Origin of the sequence: Brevibacillus sp. NPDC058079 (assembly GCF_042885155.1) — a bacterium.
Taxonomy (GTDB): domain Bacteria; phylum Bacillota; class Bacilli; order Brevibacillales; family Brevibacillaceae; genus Brevibacillus.
The window spans coordinates 1-17,581 of the sequence record NZ_JBHVSO010000016.1; the positions used below are offsets into that span (position 1 = coordinate 1).

A 17,581-nucleotide genomic window follows, 5' to 3' on the forward strand; every position below is an offset into this window, starting at 1 on the left:
CGGTGTGGAAGCGCGGTAACGCGTGGAGCTGACGAATACTAATCGGTCGAGGACTTATCCACACACTTAGCAACTGATCATGCAGATCCAGTTTTCAGGGAATAAAAAAAACCTTCTTGCTGATGATGGCAGGAAGGTTTTTTCGTGTAGATAAAGCGGTGGCAGGAAAACTAATACAGATCTGAGGGCAAAGAGGGAAGGGGCATCCAGTGGTTTCGGTGAAAATGCCTTCGAATAACCGAGGGAAAGGTATCCATGTGGTTATCCAAAAAATGTTCAACCAAATATCGCTCAACAAGTCCGTGAGACATCGTTAGCTCTCCCCACCATTCCGTTTCATAGCGGCAAAGCATGCTGAGTACATAAAGCAGCAAGTAATGACTGGCCCATTCGGGAAGAGGTAGAGAAGAAGCAGACCCATTCCAAAAGAAGAGGACGTTCTGATGCAAACGAAATAACGGGTGTTGATCCAGTTCAGACAGGGCACACTGAGGAAGGGTCAGTTCCTTTATGTTTTTACTATTTACCGAGGCGAGTTTTTCCAAGTTACAAACAGATGGAGCCAGCCTGCGAATGTACTGGATGAAGGTCTCAGTTGAATAGGACAGTGGCCCCTCCGTTTTTTCAGGAAAGGTAATGCGAACCAAATCATCCTGACTTATATGCTCAATCTTTAGCGTTAACCAGTTACGCGGTTTATCCGTAGCAATTCCGTAACTATCGCTGACGCTGGGGATGGATGAAAATAAGTCATGGACTGAATAGCGGTCTTGTAACGGCGCAAGCTGGAACGCGTGAGCTAATTGCGCAAAAAACCCTTCCTTTTGTGGACGAACTTCGTCTTCCATGAGCATATAGGCGTTTCGTTTAAGCTTTCGTGTCGTGACACCATGTTGAAGAACACGACTGTTTTGGGGATAATACGGATCACGAGTCAATAACATCGCCTTCAACAAGTGAGAGCAGCCATAAAACAGCAGCAATGGCTGGATGGACAAGTCGGCAACAGCGGAAGTGGAATAAAAATGTCTGGCTTGTCTCCATAGAAACAGGAAACGCGAGCTTTGTTGAAAAGCTAGTCGCTCCGCATGCTCAACACCCATGTCGTGATAGCAGGCAGCCAAATATTTACGTGCAGTTGGTTCTGTCTCAAAATAGCGTAATGTTTTCCAAGCGTTATCCATGTTACCCACCTTTACCAATTTTCGTAATATGGTTAAGTTTCCCTAATTTTTTTTTGATTTATCTGTCTAATTGAATCTATAACCGAACGATATACTCATTTCTTGACAGTAAATTAAGCCGTTTGTTAAACTGTCTTAAACCATTCGCCGAGAGGAGCTTTCAACTGTGCGGGAAGACAAATTTGTTAAAGAGGGCTTAACGTTTGACGATGTATTGCTCATTCCAGCAAAATCTGAAGTTTTGCCAAGGGATGTTGATCTACGAGTACAATTGAGTGAGAATGTGAAGCTGAATATTCCTCTGATCAGTGCAGGTATGGACACCGTAACGGAGTCTGGACTTGCAATCGCCATGGCTCGCCAAGGTGGTATCGGGATTGTCCATAAAAACATGTCCATCGAGCAACAAGCAAGCGAAGTAGATCGTGTAAAACGCTCTGAAAGTGGCGTTATTACTAATCCATTCTCTTTGTCCCAAGAGCATACCGTCGAAGAAGCGAATGCTCTCATGGGTAAATATCGTATCTCCGGTGTTCCGATTGTCGATGACAATCAAAAGCTGATCGGAATTCTCACCAACCGCGATCTGCGCTTTGTACATGACTTCTCCATCAAGATCAAAGAGGTTATGACCAAGGAAAACCTGGTGACGGCTCCTGTCGGTACCACATTGCAACAGGCAGAATTGATTTTGCAACAACATAAGATCGAAAAGCTCCCGTTGGTGGATGAGAACAACACTCTGCGTGGACTCATTACGATTAAAGATATTGAAAAGGCCATCCAATACCCGCATGCAGCAAAAGATAAACAAGGCCGCTTGCTGTGTGGTGCTGCTGTTGGGGTATCTGCTGACACGTTTGAGCGCACAGCTGCACTGGTACAAGCTGGCGTGGACGTATTGGTGATCGATACCGCTCATGGGCATTCCAAAGGCGTACTTGAAACGGTAAAAGCAGTTCGCAAAGAATACCCAACGCTCACAATCGTCGCAGGAAACGTTGCAACTGGACAAGCTACACGCGATCTGATCGAAGCTGGGGCATCTGTGGTGAAGGTTGGTATCGGTCCTGGTTCCATTTGTACAACGCGTGTCGTAGCAGGTATCGGTGTTCCTCAAATTACAGCGATCCACGATTGTGCACAAGTAGCGCGAGAGTACAATATTCCAATTATTGCCGACGGCGGCATTAAATACTCCGGTGATTTGCCAAAAGCAATTGGTGCAGGTGCTTCTGTGATCATGATCGGCAGTCTGTTCGCCGGTACAGAAGAAAGCCCGGGCGAATTCGAGATTTTCCAAGGTCGTCGTTTCAAGGTATATCGCGGAATGGGATCGATTGGCGCGATGAAAGCCGGCAGTAAGGACCGTTACTTCCAAGAGAACGCACAAAAGCTCGTTCCGGAAGGGATCGAAGGCCGTGTTCCTTACAAAGGCCCATTGGCGGATGTCACGTATCAGTTGATTGGTGGACTGCGTGCAGGTATGGGATACTGCGGAGCGAAGACCATCGAAGATTTGATTCAAAACTCCCAGTTCGTCCGCATTACCGGTGCTGGCTTGCGTGAGAGCCACCCACACGATGTACAAATTACAAAAGAATCACCTAACTACTCGATTTCCTAAGCGAAAAATAGTACGGAAGACCCAGGTCCCCTTTCTTTTAATAAGAGAGGGGATTTTTACTAGCTACTAACTTGTGGAAATAGGAGGAATCTCGCTTCAAGCCACCCTGCAACCTATGGTACACTTACAATTGTGTGCTTGTTTCATGAAAAAATAAAATCGACAGAAATAGGAGAGTGAGAGATTACATGAAGCGAAAGACATGGACAAAGCGATTGACAGGTCTGTTCCTTTCGGTCGCTGTTTTTGCTACAGCAATGGGAGGAATGGTTTCAAAGGTGGAAGCTGCCCCTGTAGCATCTCAAGCGAATTTACAACTGGAAGCGAAGTCTGCCATTCTTGTTGAGGCATCGACGGGAAGGGTTCTCTATAGTAAAGATCCTGACGTAGCACTTCCGGTAGCTAGCATGAGTAAAATCATGTCTGAATACCTGGTTCAGGAAGCCGTTAAACAAAAGAAAATTAACTGGGATGATGTTGTCCCGGTAAGTGAGTATGCTTTTTATATCGCGAAAATTTCAGATTCGTCTGGTGTGTACCTGAATTTAGGTGAATCATTTACAGTTAAACAATTGTCGGAAGCGATGACAGTCGTTTCTGCTAACGACGCAACCGTACTTTTGGCTGAGAAGGTCGCAGGCAGTGAAGCTGCCTTTGTTGAAATGATGAACAAAAAAGCAGTAGAGCTTGGTATGAAAAATACGATGTTTGTTACTTCTACAGGTTTGCCAGCTAATGAGTTGGGCCCGTATTCAGTGAAAACCGATCAACCAGAAAATCTGATGTCGGCACGCGATTCGGCTATCCTCGCACGTGCTCTGATCCGTGATTTCCCTGAGGCATTGGAAGTTTCCAAAAAAACAAACTTCACATTCCGAACAGGTACCCCACAAGAGTGGAGCAAGAAAAGCTTCAACTGGATGCTGCCTGGTCTGATTAGCTACTATCCGGGCGTAGATGGATTGAAAACAGGGCATACACTTGCAGCGGGCTATTGCTTTACAGGGACGGCTGTTCGTGACAACATGCGTTTGATTAGTGTAGTAATGAATACAGATAGCAATACAAAGCGTTTCGCGGAGACCAGAAAACTGTTTGACTACGGTTTTAACAATTACAAACTGACGAAACAAATGGACAAGAATGTACCAGTTAAAGGGTTTGAAATAGCCCCTGTGAAAAACGGTGTAGAGGTAACAGTTCCAGCCGTTACAGGTAGCGAAGTAAATATGATTACAAAGATCGGTACAGAAGCAAAATTCACACCAACTGTTACCTTCCAGGAGCTGACCGCGCCAATTACGCAAGGACAGGTTGTCGGTAAGATCGTATTGAAAGAAGAAGGCATGAAGGATACGGATTATTTGCAGCCTGAAGACGCGACAAAAGCAGGTGTTGATGTAGTAGCAGGACAGGCAGTAGAGGAAGCCAGCTGGATTCGTCTGTTCTTCCGCAGCATCATAGAGTTTTTCAGCAATTTGTTTAGCAGTGGGACAGGAAATTAAATAACTGTTGTTTTCCCCTACATCTATCGTTTACAATGACGGTAACAAGAACCATAACACCACATAACAGTTTCGGTTCTGACTCATGATGTAGGGGGTAATGACATGGTACAAGTAGGAACATCCCGCGTAAAAAGAGGTATGGCTGAAATGCAAAAAGGCGGCGTTATTATGGACGTCGTAAATGCTGAACAAGCGAAAATTGCAGAAGCAGCGGGTGCTGTTGCTGTAATGGCTTTGGAGCGTGTACCGTCTGACATTCGTGCAGCTGGTGGAGTTGCGCGTATGGCGGACCTTAGCATTGTAGAGGAAGTACTGAATGCTGTTTCGATCCCTGTTATGGCGAAGGCTCGTATCGGTCATTTTGTTGAAGCGCGTGTTCTCGAGTCTCTGGGTGTAGATTATCTCGATGAGAGTGAAGTACTCACTCCAGCAGATGACTTGTACCATATCAATAAAAAAGAGTTCACTGTACCGTTTGTATGTGGCGCCCGTGATCTGGGTGAAGCTCTCCGCCGTATCGGAGAAGGTGCATCCATGATCCGCACAAAAGGTGAGCCAGGAACCGGAAACATTGTAGAGGCTGTTCGTCATATGCGCACGATGATGTCCCAAATCCGCAAAGTGCAAGCCATGTCCTACGATGAACTGATGGCGGAAGCCAAAAACCTGGGTGCCCCATACGAACTGCTTGAAGAGGTACACAAAACAGGTAAGCTGCCAGTCGTAAACTTCGCAGCAGGTGGAGTAGCAACTCCAGCAGATGCTGCCCTGATGATGCAATTGGGCTCCGATGGCGTGTTTGTAGGCTCTGGTATCTTTAAATCAGAGAATCCAGAGAAGTTTGCTCGCGCGATTGTGGAAGCGACCACCCACTACACGGATTACGAACTGATTGCTCGCGTATCCAAAGGCTTGGGGACGGCAATGCCAGGAATCGAAATCTCCAAGATTCGTGAAGCTGATCGCATGCAAGAGCGCGGCTGGTAAGGTGAGTAGCATGAAAATCGGCGTACTCGCTCTACAAGGAGCTGTAGCAGAACATGTGAGAATGCTAGAAGAGGTTGGTGCCACAGCTGTCCCGGTCAAAAAAGTAGCAGAACTGGATGAGCTCGACGGGCTGGTCATTCCCGGCGGAGAAAGCACCACGATTAGCAAGCTGATGCACAAGTACGGATTCATGGAGGCGGTTCAAGAGTTTGGTAAGGCGAACAAGCCGATCTTCGGAACTTGCGCAGGAGCGATTCTACTGGCAAAACAGATTCAAGGACAAGACGATTGCCATTTAGGGTTGATGGAGATCAAAGTCGAGCGGAATGCTTTTGGTCGCCAAAAGGAGAGCTTTGAAGCCTTGATGCCTGTTGCGGGTGTGGCGGCAGATTACCCGGCAGTGTTCATCAGAGCACCGTATATCATGGAAGTGGGAGAGAACGGTCAAGTCTTGGCCAAGCACGAAGACAAGATTGTTGTCGCCCGAAACGGTCACTATTTGGCAGCAGCCTTTCACCCAGAATTGACCGAAGATACAAGACTGCATAAATATTTCCTCGACATGGTCAAGGAATACAGAAGCTAACTAGCTGTCATACCGGAAGATCGGCCGTAAAAAGGCGCCGATCTTCTTTTTTTCTGAAGAGATCGAGGCGGGCTACTCTTTACATACGTATAGATCCTGTAGTACAGTTAACAATAATAGTATTCATGAATGAGAATGCGATGATGAGAACAAGTACTTCACAAGAGCCAGGCCTAGAGAGTCGGTGGTAGGTGCGAACCGATCCGGTTATGTGAAGGAATCCATCTCGGAGTGGCAAAGGAACAACAACTTTGCCCGGAACCGTCCCGTTATGACGGAAGAGTGGGCATATGCATGAGGATTGCTGCATATGTCAACGAGGGTGGCAACGCGGGTATACAACACTCGTCCCTTAACAGGGGACGGGTGTTTTTTGTTTTTTTTTAATACGATTCGGAGGGATTCACACATGTTGGACGTAAAAGTATTACGCCAGGATTTGGAAGAAGTAAAACGCCGTTTGGCTCACCGCAATGAAGATATTTCTGCGTTGGATCAATTCGTGGAAGTAGATGAAAAACGTCGCCAAATCATCCAAGAAGCAGAAGCGCTGAAAAATAAGCGTAACACGGTATCCGAGCAAGTAGCGGTGATGAAACGCAATAAGGAAAATGCAGACCATCTGATCGCTGAAATGAAAGAAGTAAATGAGCGCATCAAGGCTTTGGATGAAGAGCTGCGCCAACTGGATGAGCAGCTGGAGTTCATTTTGCTGAGCCTCCCGAACCTGCCGCACGAAAGCACGCCGATCGGTACGACAGAAGACGATAACGTGATTGCCTGGACATGGGGTGAGCCACGTGCATTTGACTTCGAGATTAAGCCACACTGGGAGCTGGCTAGCCAAGCAGGCATTCTCGATTTTGAAACGGCGGGAAAAGTAACAGGAAGCCGTTTTGTTTTCTATAAAGGCTTGGGCGCACGTCTGGAGCGCGCACTGATGAACTTCATGATGGATCTGCACTCGAATGAACATGGCTATGAAGAAGTGATCCCGCCATATATCGTCAACCGTACGAGTATGACGGGAACAGGTCAATTGCCTAAGTTCGAAGAGGATGCATTCAAAATCGAGGGACCAGATTACTTCCTGATTCCAACTGCAGAGGTGCCAGTCACCAATATGCATCGTGATGAAATCATGGATGGAGCGGATCTCCCTCGCTACTACACTGCTTTCAGCGCATGCTTCCGTTCGGAAGCGGGTTCTGCTGGCCGTGATACGCGTGGGTTGATTCGTCAGCATCAATTCAACAAAGTTGAGCTGGTGAAATTCGTGAAACCAGAAGAGTCTTATGACGAACTCGATAAACTGGTGAAAAACGCTGAGAAGGTGCTTCAACTGCTTGGACTGCCATACCGTGTCCTGAGCATGTGCACCGGCGATCTAGGATTTACGGCTGCGAAGAAATTCGACCTGGAAGTTTGGATTCCAAGCGGCGGCACATACCGTGAAATCTCGTCTTGCTCGAACTTTGAAGATTTCCAGGCGCGCCGTGCCAATATCCGTTTCCGTCGTGATACGAAATCGAAGCCAGAATTTGTGCATACATTGAATGGTTCTGGTTTGGCGATTGGACGTACAGTAGCAGCTATCTTGGAAAACTACCAAGATGCAGACGGAGCAATCGTGATTCCAGAAGTTCTTCGTCCGTACATGGGCGGAGTAGAAAAGATTGCACAGAAGTAATAAGCGAGAGATTTAGAAAGCAGCTCTTGATCCATAGCGGGTCAAGGGCTGTTTTATATTGTGTACTAATACAGATGGATTTTTTCAAAAAATGTGTTGCACTGTACTATTCTCTGTTATATAATAAAAACAAATTTTAAGAATATTGTTTTAATACAGAAACGGAGGAATGGAGAATGGACTGCTATCGGTGTGAAGGAAACGGAGAACAAAATTGCCCAAGATGTGGAGGCGTTGGTCATGATGCCAACGGAGCGGCTTGCCACAATTGCTTGGGGGATGGTCATGTATGCTGCAGCCATTGCAGTGGCAGTGGGTATCAGGAGTAAGGACATTTTTTTTGCTCCTGCTGTTATATAATAAAAAACATTTTGTCGATCTGTATCATAATAACTTCGAAGTGAGGGAGGAGGAGCTGTTTTGACTACCGTACCAACGAATCCATATCCGCTGGAGGTGCAGATTTCAGGTGAGATGCACCCCGGTTATCAAGATATCCTGACACCAGAAGCGATTCAATTCGTGATGAAGCTGGAGCAAAGGTTCGGCGACAGACGACAACAATTGTTGGCTAAACGCGTGGATCGTCAATTGCAGATCGATGCAGGTCAACTGCCCGATTTTCTACAGGAAACAGCGGACATTCGTAAAGGAGATTGGACTGTTGCTTCATTGCCCAAAGATTTACAGGACAGACGGGTGGAGATTACGGGACCTTCGGGTGATCGGAAAATGGTCATCAATGCACTGAACTCGGGTGCTCGGCTTTTCATGGCTGATTTTGAGGACGCGAACTCACCGACCTGGGAGAACACCATCCAAGGCCAAATCAACATGAAGGATGCGGTACGCCGCAATATCTCTTACATCAGTCCGGAAGGCAAATCATACGCCCTCAAAGAAAAGACGGCGGTTTTGATCGTGCGTCCTCGTGGCTGGCATCTTGAAGAAAAACACATCCTCCTCGATCAAAAACCGATCTCCGGCAGTCTGCTTGACTTCGGACTTTACTTTTACCACAACGTAGATGCTCTTATCGCGAATCAGACAGCACCGTATTTCTACTTACCGAAACTGGAGAGCCATTTGGAGGCCCGCCTTTGGAACGACGTCTTCCTTTTCGCGCAGGATGAATTAAATATTCCACGCGGCACAATTCGCGCGACAGTATTGATCGAAACGATCCTCGCAGCTTTTGAGATGGATGAGATTCTGTACGAGCTGCGTGAGCATAGTGCAGGGCTGAATTGCGGACGTTGGGATTACATTTTCAGCTATATCAAAAAGCTGCGGAATCAGCCTGATGTCATTACACCGGATCGTGCGCAAGTAACCATGACAGTTCCGTTCATGAAAGCATACACCACGCTGGCCGTGAAGACTTGCCATAAACGGATGGCGCCTTGCATTGGGGGAATGGCTGCACAAATTCCGGTGAAAAATGACCCGGTACAAAATGCAGAAGCCATCGCCAAAGTACGCGCTGACAAAGAGCGGGAAGCGTACGATGGACATGATGGGACTTGGGTTGCTCACCCTGGGCTAGTGCCAGTAGCCATGGAAGTGTTCGATCGCTTGATGAGAGAGCCGAACCAAATTTGGTACAAACGTGAAGACGTAGACGTATCTGCTAAGCATCTTCTGGCAGTCCCAGAGGGCACGATTACAGAAGCGGGTGTCCGTACGAATATTAGCGTAGGCTTGCAGTACATCGAGGCATGGTTGCGAGGCTCTGGGGCCGTGCCGATCAACAATCTGATGGAGGATGCAGCTACAGCAGAAATTTCGCGGGCACAAGTCTGGCAATGGATGCGTCACCGTCACGGAGTCTTGCAGGATGGTAAAAAGGTGACGGAAGGCTTGGTAAAGCAGTGGCTGAGTGAGGAGCTGCAAGCGATAAAGCAAGCAATTGGCCAAGAGAGGTATGACAACAGCAAGTATCCGATTGCTGGTGATCTATTCTTGCAATTGGTAACGACAGAAGATTTTGAAGACTTCCTAACAGTACCGGGTTATCGCTATTTGTAAAAATATAAAGAGTGGGGGAAATGAAAATGACGAAAGTAAACAAGCAAGAAGCGATTCAACAGGTGGAGCAAAGCTGGCAAGGCGAGCGTTTTCAAGGAATTACACGCCCGTATACGGCAGAAGATGTCGTTCGTCTGCGCGGTTCCGTACAAATCGAGCATACGCTGGCTCATCTCGGAGCAGAGCGTCTGTGGAACCTCTTGCATACCGAGCACCATATTAAAGCGTTGGGGGCTTTGACCGGGAATCAAGCGATTCAGCAGGTAAAGGCAGGATTAAAAGCGATTTATTTGAGTGGCTGGCAGGTAGCGGCCGATGCCAATCTGTCTGGTCAGATGTATCCTGATCAAAGCCTCTACCCGGCAAACAGTGTTCCCCAAGTCGTAAGAAGAATTAATCAGGCACTGCAACGGGCTGATCAGATCGATCAATCAGAGGGCGGTACAGAGACGAATTGGTTTGCTCCGATCGTAGCGGACGCAGAAGCGGGCTTTGGTGGGCCACTGAACGTCTTCGAATTGATGAAGGGTATGATTGAAGCGGGTGCAGCAGGCGTGCATTTTGAAGACCAGCTGGCTTCCGAGAAAAAATGCGGCCATATGGGCGGAAAGGTACTCATTCCGACGCAGGCGGCTGTACGTAATCTGATTTCCGCCCGATTTGCGGCAGATGTGATGGGAGTCCCGACAATTATCGTGGCACGTACCGATGCCAATGGCGCTTTCCTGATCACCAGCGACATCGACGAGCAGGATAAACCATTCCTATCGGGTGAACGAACAGCAGAAGGGTTCTTCCGTCTACGCGGCGGATTGGATGCAGCGATTGCCCGCGGACTGGCGTATGCTCCCTATGCAGATTTGATCTGGTGCGAGACTTCAGAGCCGAATTTGGAGGAAGCACGCCGTTTTGCAGAAGCGATTCATGCCAAATACCCGGGCAAGCTGCTAGCCTACAATTGCTCTCCTTCTTTCAACTGGAAAAAGAAGCTGGATGAACAGACCATCGCTCGCTTCCAGGAAGAGATCGGCGAGATGGGCTACAAGTTCCAATTTGTCACACTCGCTGGCTTCCACTCCCTGAATTACAGCATGTTTGAACTGGCACGCGGCTATCGTGACCGCGGAATGGCTGCCTACTCTGAATTGCAGCAGGATGAGTTTGCCAGCGAAGTACATGGCTATACGGCCACTCGTCATCAACGCGAAGTCGGTACCGGGTATTTCGATGAGATTGCGCAAGTTATCTCTGGCGGCAATTCCTCTACGACTGCACTCAGCGGGTCGACGGAAGAGGAGCAATTTGCACACAATTAAAGAGGAAAAACGAAGGACTAGGTGGTTCTCTGGTATTCAGAGGGCCACTTTTTGCGTTCACTTCTATTTTTCATAGAGTCTTAATAGCTTTTTAACAACGCATTTATATCAGTTTCATGTTGGTTGTTTACGATTAGCTTAGGAAAAACAAAGGAATCAAACACAAATAAAAACGAAAAGGGGCCTTAAAGATGAAAGGGAACCAGTTAAGCTGGAAACGAACCGTTGTTGTCATGACATCCGTTTTTCTGCTTGCGGGATGTGCCACCGAAACGAAATCAGGCACTTCTCTGGATACGTCGCAATTGACCCTGGATCAAATCGTGGAAAAAGCAAAGCAGGAGGGCGAAGTCAACTCCGTGGGTATGCCGGACACGTGGGCAAACTGGGGAGAGACTTGGGGCAATCTCGCAAAGGAATACGGCTTGAAGCATACGGACACAGACATGTCGAGCGCAGAAGAATTGGCTAAGTTTGAAGCAGAAAAAGAAGACGCCACAGCAGACATCGGCGACGTAGGTATCGCTTTTGGACCGTTAGCCAAGCAAAAAGGGCTGACGCTGCCTTACAAAACCTCTTACTGGAACGACATTCCCGACTGGGCAAAAGATGATGAAGGACATTGGTTGCTGGGCTATACTGGAACACTGGCCTTTATTACTGACAAGACAAAGGTGCAGAATCCTCCCAAGACCTGGGCAGATTTGAAAAACGGAAGCTACAAGATCGCGATCGGCGATGTTATGAAAGCGAATCAGGCGCAGTTTGCCGTACTGGCCGCGGCCTATGCTAATGGGGGAGATGAGAAAAATATTCAGCCCGGCATAGACTTTTTCGCTGAGTTGGCAAAAAACAAGCGACTCAGTACGAGCGATCCGAGCCTTGCCAATCTAGAAAAGGGTGAGGTCGAAGTCGCAATCTTGTGGGACTTCAACGCGCTCGGGTATCGGGACAAAATCGATAAAAACCGCTTTGATGTCCTCATCCCGGAGGAAGCATCAGTCAGCAGCGGGTATGCTACGGTTATCAACAAGTACGCCAAGCACCCACACGCTGCCATGCTGGCTCGTGAATACATTCTCTCCGACGCTGGACAGTCCAATTTGGCTCGCGGCTATGCACGACCAATTCGTGCTAACGCCAAGCTGGATGAATCCGCTAAAGCTATGCTGCTCCCCGATGATATGTATAAAAACGCACGTCCGGTGGGCGATTTGACTGCTTGGGAAGAGACAACCAAAAAATTGCCGCAGCTATGGCAAGAGCAGGTGTTAATCCATGTGCGCTAGCAAGCTCGCCATGATTGTGCTCGACGGATTGAGATTTGACACAGCCATCTCGCACATGGGGTACCTGCATCACCTGGTCGAGTACGGCATTGCGGCCCGCTTTCAGGTACGATCGGAATTGCCCAGTCTGTCGCGCCCTTTGTACGAGGTTCTTTTAACGGGAACCCCTGTGTGGAAGAACGGCATTTCCAGCAATCAGACGGTTCGGCTTTCGCATCAGGAGAGTCTCTTTCACCTGACGCAAAAAAACGGGATGTCCAACGCTGCTGCGGCTTATGGTTGGGTAAGCGAGCTTTATAACAAGGCCCCATTCAATCCGTTTCACGACCGAATCCAATTGAACTCCGACAAGCCGATACAAAACGGGATGTTCTACTGGGAAGATCACTATCCGGATACACACTTATTTGCTGACGCCAACTTTTTATTGAATGGATACAATCCAGATTTTCTTTACGTCCACTCCATGAATATCGATGATGACGGACATAAATATACGGCTGATTCCGCGCAATATCGAAATCGCGTTCTGGCGGCAGATTCGATACTGGCAAATGTGCTTCCTGCGTGGATCGACGCGGGTTATCAAATCATCGTGACAGCGGATCACGGGATGACAGCCGATGGAAATCATGGCGGCACTTCTAGCGCTGACCGGGACGTCCCCCTGTTTGTCATCAGTAATCTGATATCTCCGGGTATTCGAGAGGAGGCAATTCCGCAATTGCAGGTGGCTCCGCTTGCCTGCCATTTGCTTGGCATCTCCCCCTCGAAAGAGATGCAGCCATTGAACGTATGAGGGCTGAGTAAGACGTCTCCCTAAGGGGGCGTCTTTTCCTCTAAGAAAGGAGCTTTTGCGATGAAACGATTTGTCAGTATGTTTTGGGTCACGACGATTCCGTTCTTTGCAATGATCGCTCTGTTTCTTCTCGTCCCGTTGCTTTCCATGATTGGAGGGAGCTTTCAGGCCGAGGGGGGCGGCGGTTTTACCATGAGTCACTATCGTGAAATTTTTTCAAATCCGTATTACTTGCAGGCTTTTGAGAACAGCGTGCTCATCTCGTTCCTGTCTGCTCTCATTGGAATCGTCGTTGCTGTTTTCGCCGCCTATGCGATTACCCGTTTTCCACAGGCTCTGCAACAGCGAGTGCTTGTCATTACCAATCTAACCTCCAATTTTGCGGGGATTCCGCTCGCTTTTGCTTTTATTGTCCTGTTGGGAAACAGTGGATTGTTTGTTTTGCTCGCGAAGCAACTGGGGATTGATTTTGGACAGTCCTTTACTCTGTATTCGTGGAGCGGCTTGACGCTTGTTTATATTTATTTTCAACTGCCCCTGGCGGTAATGCTTTTGTATCCCCTGTACAACGCCATTCAAAACCAATGGATGGAAGCGGCCGAGCTGCTTGGGGCAAGTCCATGGAAGTTTTGGCTGAGAATCGGGTTTCCAGTACTGCTTCCAGGCATCGTTGGCACATTCAGCATTCTGTTTGCCAATGCAATGGGTGCCTATGCTTCAGCCTACGCGCTAACCGGGAGTAACTACAATCTGGTGCCCATTCGGATTGGCGCGCTAGTATCTGGCGACATTTTTGCCAGACCCGAGCTGGGTAGCGCTCTCGCAGTACTGCTCGGCCTGACGCTTGCCGGAGCCTTACTCGTGAACGAGTGGCTGACGCGGAAGATTCGGAGGGATTTGTCTTGAAGCGGATCAGTTTGCCATCCTTGTCGTTTGCGTTGGTCATGCTGTATTTGTTTTTGCCAGTAGCTGCTACCATCCTTTACTCACTGGCAACAGAGTGGAACAGCACAGTTTTGCCAGAAGGACTCACAGGAAAATGGTTTGCGGAGCTGTATGCCGATCCCCGATTCTTGCAGGCGTTCGGGCGTTCTTTTCTGCTCAGCTTTCTGACGACTGTCGTTGCCGTCGTCATTATTGTTCCTGCTGTATTCTCCATTATCGTCTACGCTCCCCGGATGGAGAGGCTGGTTCAGATTTTGGTGATGCTGACCTATGCCGTTCCGGGTGTCATTATGGCGGTCGGATTGATCCGTACTTATTCAGGAAACGGAATTCCAATGGTCATCATCACAGCCGGGGCGTATTTGGTCGGTTTGCTTCCGTATCTTTATCAGGGAACGCGCAACAGCCTGCTTGCCATGCAGGCACGTTCGTTGATGGAGGCAGCTGAGCTATTGGGTGCGAGCCACTGGCAGGCATTCGTACGGATTATCGTTCCGAATATCATGTCTGGAATTTTCGTGTCCTCACTCTTGTCGTTCTCCATTTTGTTTGGTGAATTCGTTTTGATTAACATCCTGGTGGGTGGAAGATACGAAACCCTGCAGATGTATCTATACGCCAAGCTATCGTCAAGTGGACACGTCGCCAGCGCGATTACGGTCACTTATTTTGTCCTGATGGCTATTATCACTGGCCTGGTTGTAAAATTCACGCGCCGAAGCTTCGCACGCAAGGAGGTCCCCTGATGAGTTACGTCCAAATCGAACACTTGTCCAAAACCTTTCACGGTCAACATGTGTTGCAGCAACTCGATCTTGCGATTGAAAAAGGCGAGCTGGTTACCTTGCTTGGCCCTAGCGGGTGTGGCAAAAGTACGCTGCTACGCATCCTCAGTGGTTTGACGGCTCCTGATACGGGCATGATCTACATTGACGGCAAAGATGTAACGGACGTGTCGCCAAAAAACAGACAGATCGGCATGGTGTTTCAATCGTATGCGCTTTTTCCCAATCTTACGGTCAGTCAAAACATTGCCTTTGGCCTGGAAATGAACAAAATCTCGAAAACGGAGATTCGGCTACGTGTCCAGGAAATGATTGAGCTGGTGGGATTGGTGGGAAAGGAGCAGGCTTACCCACGTGAATTGTCTGGCGGCCAGCAGCAGCGTGTGGCACTCGCCCGTTCTCTGGTCACCCGGCCAAAAGTGCTTCTGCTGGATGAGCCGCTTAGTGCGCTTGATGCCCAGATTCGTAAAAATTTGCAAAAGCAGCTACGCACAATTCAACGTGAGTTAAACATGACGACTGTGCTGGTTACTCACGATCAGGAAGAAGCCATGGCTGTCAGTGACCGCATCTACATCATGAATGGTGGACGAATCGTTCAGCACGGCAGTCCTCAAGAGATTTACACGCAACCTCGTTCTGAATTTGTTGCTCGCTTCATTGGCAATTACAACGTGTTGACTGCCGAACAGCTTAGCCAAATCGCGCCTCATTTGTCTCATCCGGCAGTTGAGCGTTTCGCAATCCGTCCCGAGACGTTTCGCGAACAGCCTTTGACTGGAGAGGACATCTGCTTGACCGGGAATATCGCTCAAGTAACCATGCTCGGCAACATTTCCCGTTACGAACTGAACATTGGTGATGTTCCTGTACTGGTGGACACTCTTCACCTGTCTTTCGAGCAGGAGCAGATAGGTGCAACAAAAACATTGTATGTAAGTCCCAAGGATGTGATTCCGCTTTATGACACTATTGCCTGAAGAACGACAGCAAGTGATTCTCGACGAATTGAACCGCCACGGTAAAATTCAGGTGATGAGTCTGGCAAAAAACCTGTCAGTAACACCGGAGACAATACGACGTGATCTGGACCATTTGGAACAGCAACGTTTGTTAAAGCGAGTGTACGGAGGAGCAATCCCTTATCATTTGGCGAAGCGTGAGCCGCACTTTGAAAAGAAACAGGCGATCCAACAGACGGCAAAAACGAAAATTGGGCAAATAGCGGCTGAACTTTTGTCTGATGGGGATACCATCGCGCTCGATGTCGGGACGACAACACTGGAATTGGCACGTGCTATAAAGGGTCTCAACCAATTAACGATTGTCACGAACTCGCTCCCCGCCGCTTCTCTACTAAACGAGCTGTTGGAAGCCAATCAATTCAACGGTCAGGTAATTATGCTGGGGGGGCTGACCCATCCGGCCCAAAAATCAGTTGCTGGGGCGTTTACCTGCGAGCAGCTCTCTCGTTTTCATTTTGATAAAGCTTTTATTTCCTGTGGAGGAATTACGGCTGATGGCTTCACCGATTATGACATGGAAGAAACGCTGTGCTCGACCATGATGATACAGCGGGCGGAGCAAGTCTATGTATTGGGAGACACATCGAAGATCGGCCAAACGCAATTTTTTCGTATTTGCGGCTGGAAGGATGTCAGCGCGGTTGTTTGTGACCAGCCGATGCCGGATGAATGGCTTTCGTCTGGCATGCAAACTACCTGGATAAGCGAACATCCGGGAAGGAGAGACTTCATATGCTGATCGACTATCATCTTCATCTGGAAGAAGGGCCTTTTTCATTGCGTTGGCTCGACCGTACCAATGCTGCCCTCGACCACTTTTATCCGTTATCTGAACCTCGACATACCCGTGCCTGGCTGCTGGACAGTCTTGCGCGATTAAATAACCGGATGTCTCTTGGGGCATATGACCCGTCATGGATTGATCTGTATTTACGTGAGGCGTTAAACAAAGGCTTGAAGGAAGTGGGGATTGTCGATCATTTATACCGCTTTCGTGAAGCCCGTCCCTACTTTGAACGGTATATGGAGCTGGGTGACACCGATTTGGGTCGCTTGCAGCGCACATGGCTTGATCAAGTATGCACCGAGAGCCTTAGCGACTTTTGTGTCGCCATTGAGGCAGCAAAGCAGCGTTGGTCGGCAAGCGGTGTGGAGTTGCGGCTGGGGATCGAAGCGGATTACTTTATCGGCGGGGAAGTAGAATTGGAGAGCTTGCTGGCAGGTGCTTCGTGGGATTATGTGATCGGTTCTGTTCATTTTTTGCAAGGATGGGGCTTTGACAATCCTGAGACTCGCCATCTGTTTGAGCAGCATGACCTGAAACAGCTATACGCGGACTTTTTCCACACAGTTGACTCCATGATTAGGAGCAACTTGTTTGATTTTGTTGCCCATCTGGACAATCTGAAAGTATTCTCCTATCGTCCAGAGGAATCGGTGCTTGTTCCCTATTACCACCGAATCGCAACTGCTTTGAAAGAAACGGATACAGCGACCGAAATCAATGCGGGCCTGTATTACCGCTATCCCGTTCAGGAAATGTGCCCCAGTCCTGCTTTCCTCGACGTTTTGGTGGCGCATGGTGTTCCACTGACACTCTCGTCCGACGCACACTTTCCCGACGATATTGGGAGATACGTGGCGGCGAATCTGGAGATCCTCCATTCAATGGGGGGAACGGAGATTGCCACTTTTTGCGGTCGTCAACGGATCATGAAGCCAATTCGTTATGCATCAGCTATTCCAGACGAGAGCTGCTGACATGAACTGGAACGGATAGGATTTGCCGAAAATTGGATATACACATATAAT

15 protein-coding genes and 1 other annotated feature are annotated in these 17,581 nt (G+C 48.4%); of the genes, 14 read left to right on the plus strand and 1 reads right to left on the minus strand.

Annotated features, from left to right (window positions below):
* Nucleotides 1-170 precede the first annotated feature (170 nt).
* On the minus strand, nt 171-1,184 hold the full coding sequence (locus ACFVS2_RS30180; protein WP_390240075.1) for a YaaC family protein: 1,014 nt from the start codon (nt 1,182-1,184) through the stop codon (nt 171-173).
* Nucleotides 1,185-1,350: 166 nt separating this feature from the next.
* Here ACFVS2_RS30180 and guaB point away from each other — a divergent pair, with 166 nt between their 5' ends.
* From guaB to ACFVS2_RS30250, 14 genes are all read left to right on the plus strand, one after another.
* Nucleotides 1,351-2,811: an IMP dehydrogenase gene (gene guaB / locus ACFVS2_RS30185; protein ID WP_390240077.1), complete on the plus strand. Its 1,461-nt coding sequence runs from the start codon at nt 1,351-1,353 to the stop codon at nt 2,809-2,811.
* A 188-nt stretch (nt 2,812-2,999) separates the two neighbouring features.
* Complete coding sequence (locus tag ACFVS2_RS30190) at nt 3,000-4,316, plus strand: D-alanyl-D-alanine carboxypeptidase family protein (RefSeq protein ID WP_390240079.1); 1,317 nt, start codon at nt 3,000-3,002, stop codon at nt 4,314-4,316.
* A 105-nt stretch (nt 4,317-4,421) separates the two neighbouring features.
* Nucleotides 4,422-5,306: a pyridoxal 5'-phosphate synthase lyase subunit PdxS gene (gene pdxS / locus ACFVS2_RS30195; protein WP_012683798.1), complete on the plus strand. Its 885-nt coding sequence runs from the start codon at nt 4,422-4,424 to the stop codon at nt 5,304-5,306.
* Nucleotides 5,307-5,316: 10 nt separating this feature from the next.
* The gene (pdxT, locus tag ACFVS2_RS30200) at nt 5,317-5,892 is read left to right on the plus strand and encodes a pyridoxal 5'-phosphate synthase glutaminase subunit PdxT (protein ID WP_390240082.1); all 576 of its coding nucleotides are present in this window, start codon (nt 5,317-5,319) and stop codon (nt 5,890-5,892) included.
* A 131-nt stretch (nt 5,893-6,023) separates the two neighbouring features.
* Nucleotides 6,024-6,248 (plus strand) — a binding site (T-box leader).
* A gap of 53 nt (nt 6,249-6,301) precedes the next feature.
* Nucleotides 6,302-7,582 carry a serine--tRNA ligase gene (gene serS, locus ACFVS2_RS30205; RefSeq protein WP_390240084.1) on the plus strand — a complete coding sequence of 427 codons (1,281 nt, stop codon included), beginning with the start codon at nt 6,302-6,304 and terminating at the stop codon, nt 7,580-7,582.
* 420 nt (nt 7,583-8,002) lie between these two features.
* Complete coding sequence (gene aceB, locus ACFVS2_RS30210; RefSeq protein WP_390240086.1) at nt 8,003-9,610, plus strand: malate synthase A; 1,608 nt, start codon at nt 8,003-8,005, stop codon at nt 9,608-9,610.
* 26 nt (nt 9,611-9,636) lie between these two features.
* Nucleotides 9,637-10,926 (plus strand): isocitrate lyase, encoded by a 1,290-nt coding sequence (gene aceA / locus ACFVS2_RS30215; RefSeq protein WP_390240088.1) that lies wholly within the window; start codon nt 9,637-9,639, stop codon nt 10,924-10,926.
* A 191-nt stretch (nt 10,927-11,117) separates the two neighbouring features.
* Nucleotides 11,118-12,215 (plus strand): ABC transporter substrate-binding protein, encoded by a 1,098-nt coding sequence (locus ACFVS2_RS30220; RefSeq protein ID WP_390240090.1) that lies wholly within the window; start codon nt 11,118-11,120, stop codon nt 12,213-12,215.
* Nucleotides 12,205-13,014 (plus strand): alkaline phosphatase family protein, encoded by an 810-nt coding sequence (locus tag ACFVS2_RS30225; RefSeq protein ID WP_390240091.1) that lies wholly within the window; start codon nt 12,205-12,207, stop codon nt 13,012-13,014. Before ACFVS2_RS30220 ends, ACFVS2_RS30225 begins: the two co-directional genes overlap by 11 nt.
* 60 nt (nt 13,015-13,074) lie before the next feature.
* Nucleotides 13,075-13,920 (plus strand): ABC transporter permease, encoded by an 846-nt coding sequence (locus ACFVS2_RS30230; RefSeq protein WP_390240093.1) that lies wholly within the window; start codon nt 13,075-13,077, stop codon nt 13,918-13,920.
* Entirely contained in the window at nt 13,917-14,705 is a 789-nt protein-coding gene (locus ACFVS2_RS30235; protein WP_012683806.1) for an ABC transporter permease, read from the plus strand. The genes ACFVS2_RS30230 and ACFVS2_RS30235 overlap by 4 nt, the downstream gene beginning before the upstream one ends.
* Nucleotides 14,705-15,724: an ABC transporter ATP-binding protein gene (locus tag ACFVS2_RS30240; protein WP_390240096.1), complete on the plus strand. Its 1,020-nt coding sequence runs from the start codon at nt 14,705-14,707 to the stop codon at nt 15,722-15,724. Before ACFVS2_RS30235 ends, ACFVS2_RS30240 begins: the two co-directional genes overlap by 1 nt.
* Nucleotides 15,708-16,508 carry a DeoR/GlpR family DNA-binding transcription regulator gene (locus tag ACFVS2_RS30245; RefSeq protein WP_390240098.1) on the plus strand — a complete coding sequence of 267 codons (801 nt, stop codon included), beginning with the start codon at nt 15,708-15,710 and terminating at the stop codon, nt 16,506-16,508. Before ACFVS2_RS30240 ends, ACFVS2_RS30245 begins: the two co-directional genes overlap by 17 nt.
* On the plus strand, nt 16,502-17,530 hold the full coding sequence (locus ACFVS2_RS30250) for a histidinol phosphate phosphatase domain-containing protein (RefSeq protein WP_390240100.1): 1,029 nt from the start codon (nt 16,502-16,504) through the stop codon (nt 17,528-17,530). Before ACFVS2_RS30245 ends, ACFVS2_RS30250 begins: the two co-directional genes overlap by 7 nt.
* Nucleotides 17,531-17,581: the final 51 nt, after the last annotated feature.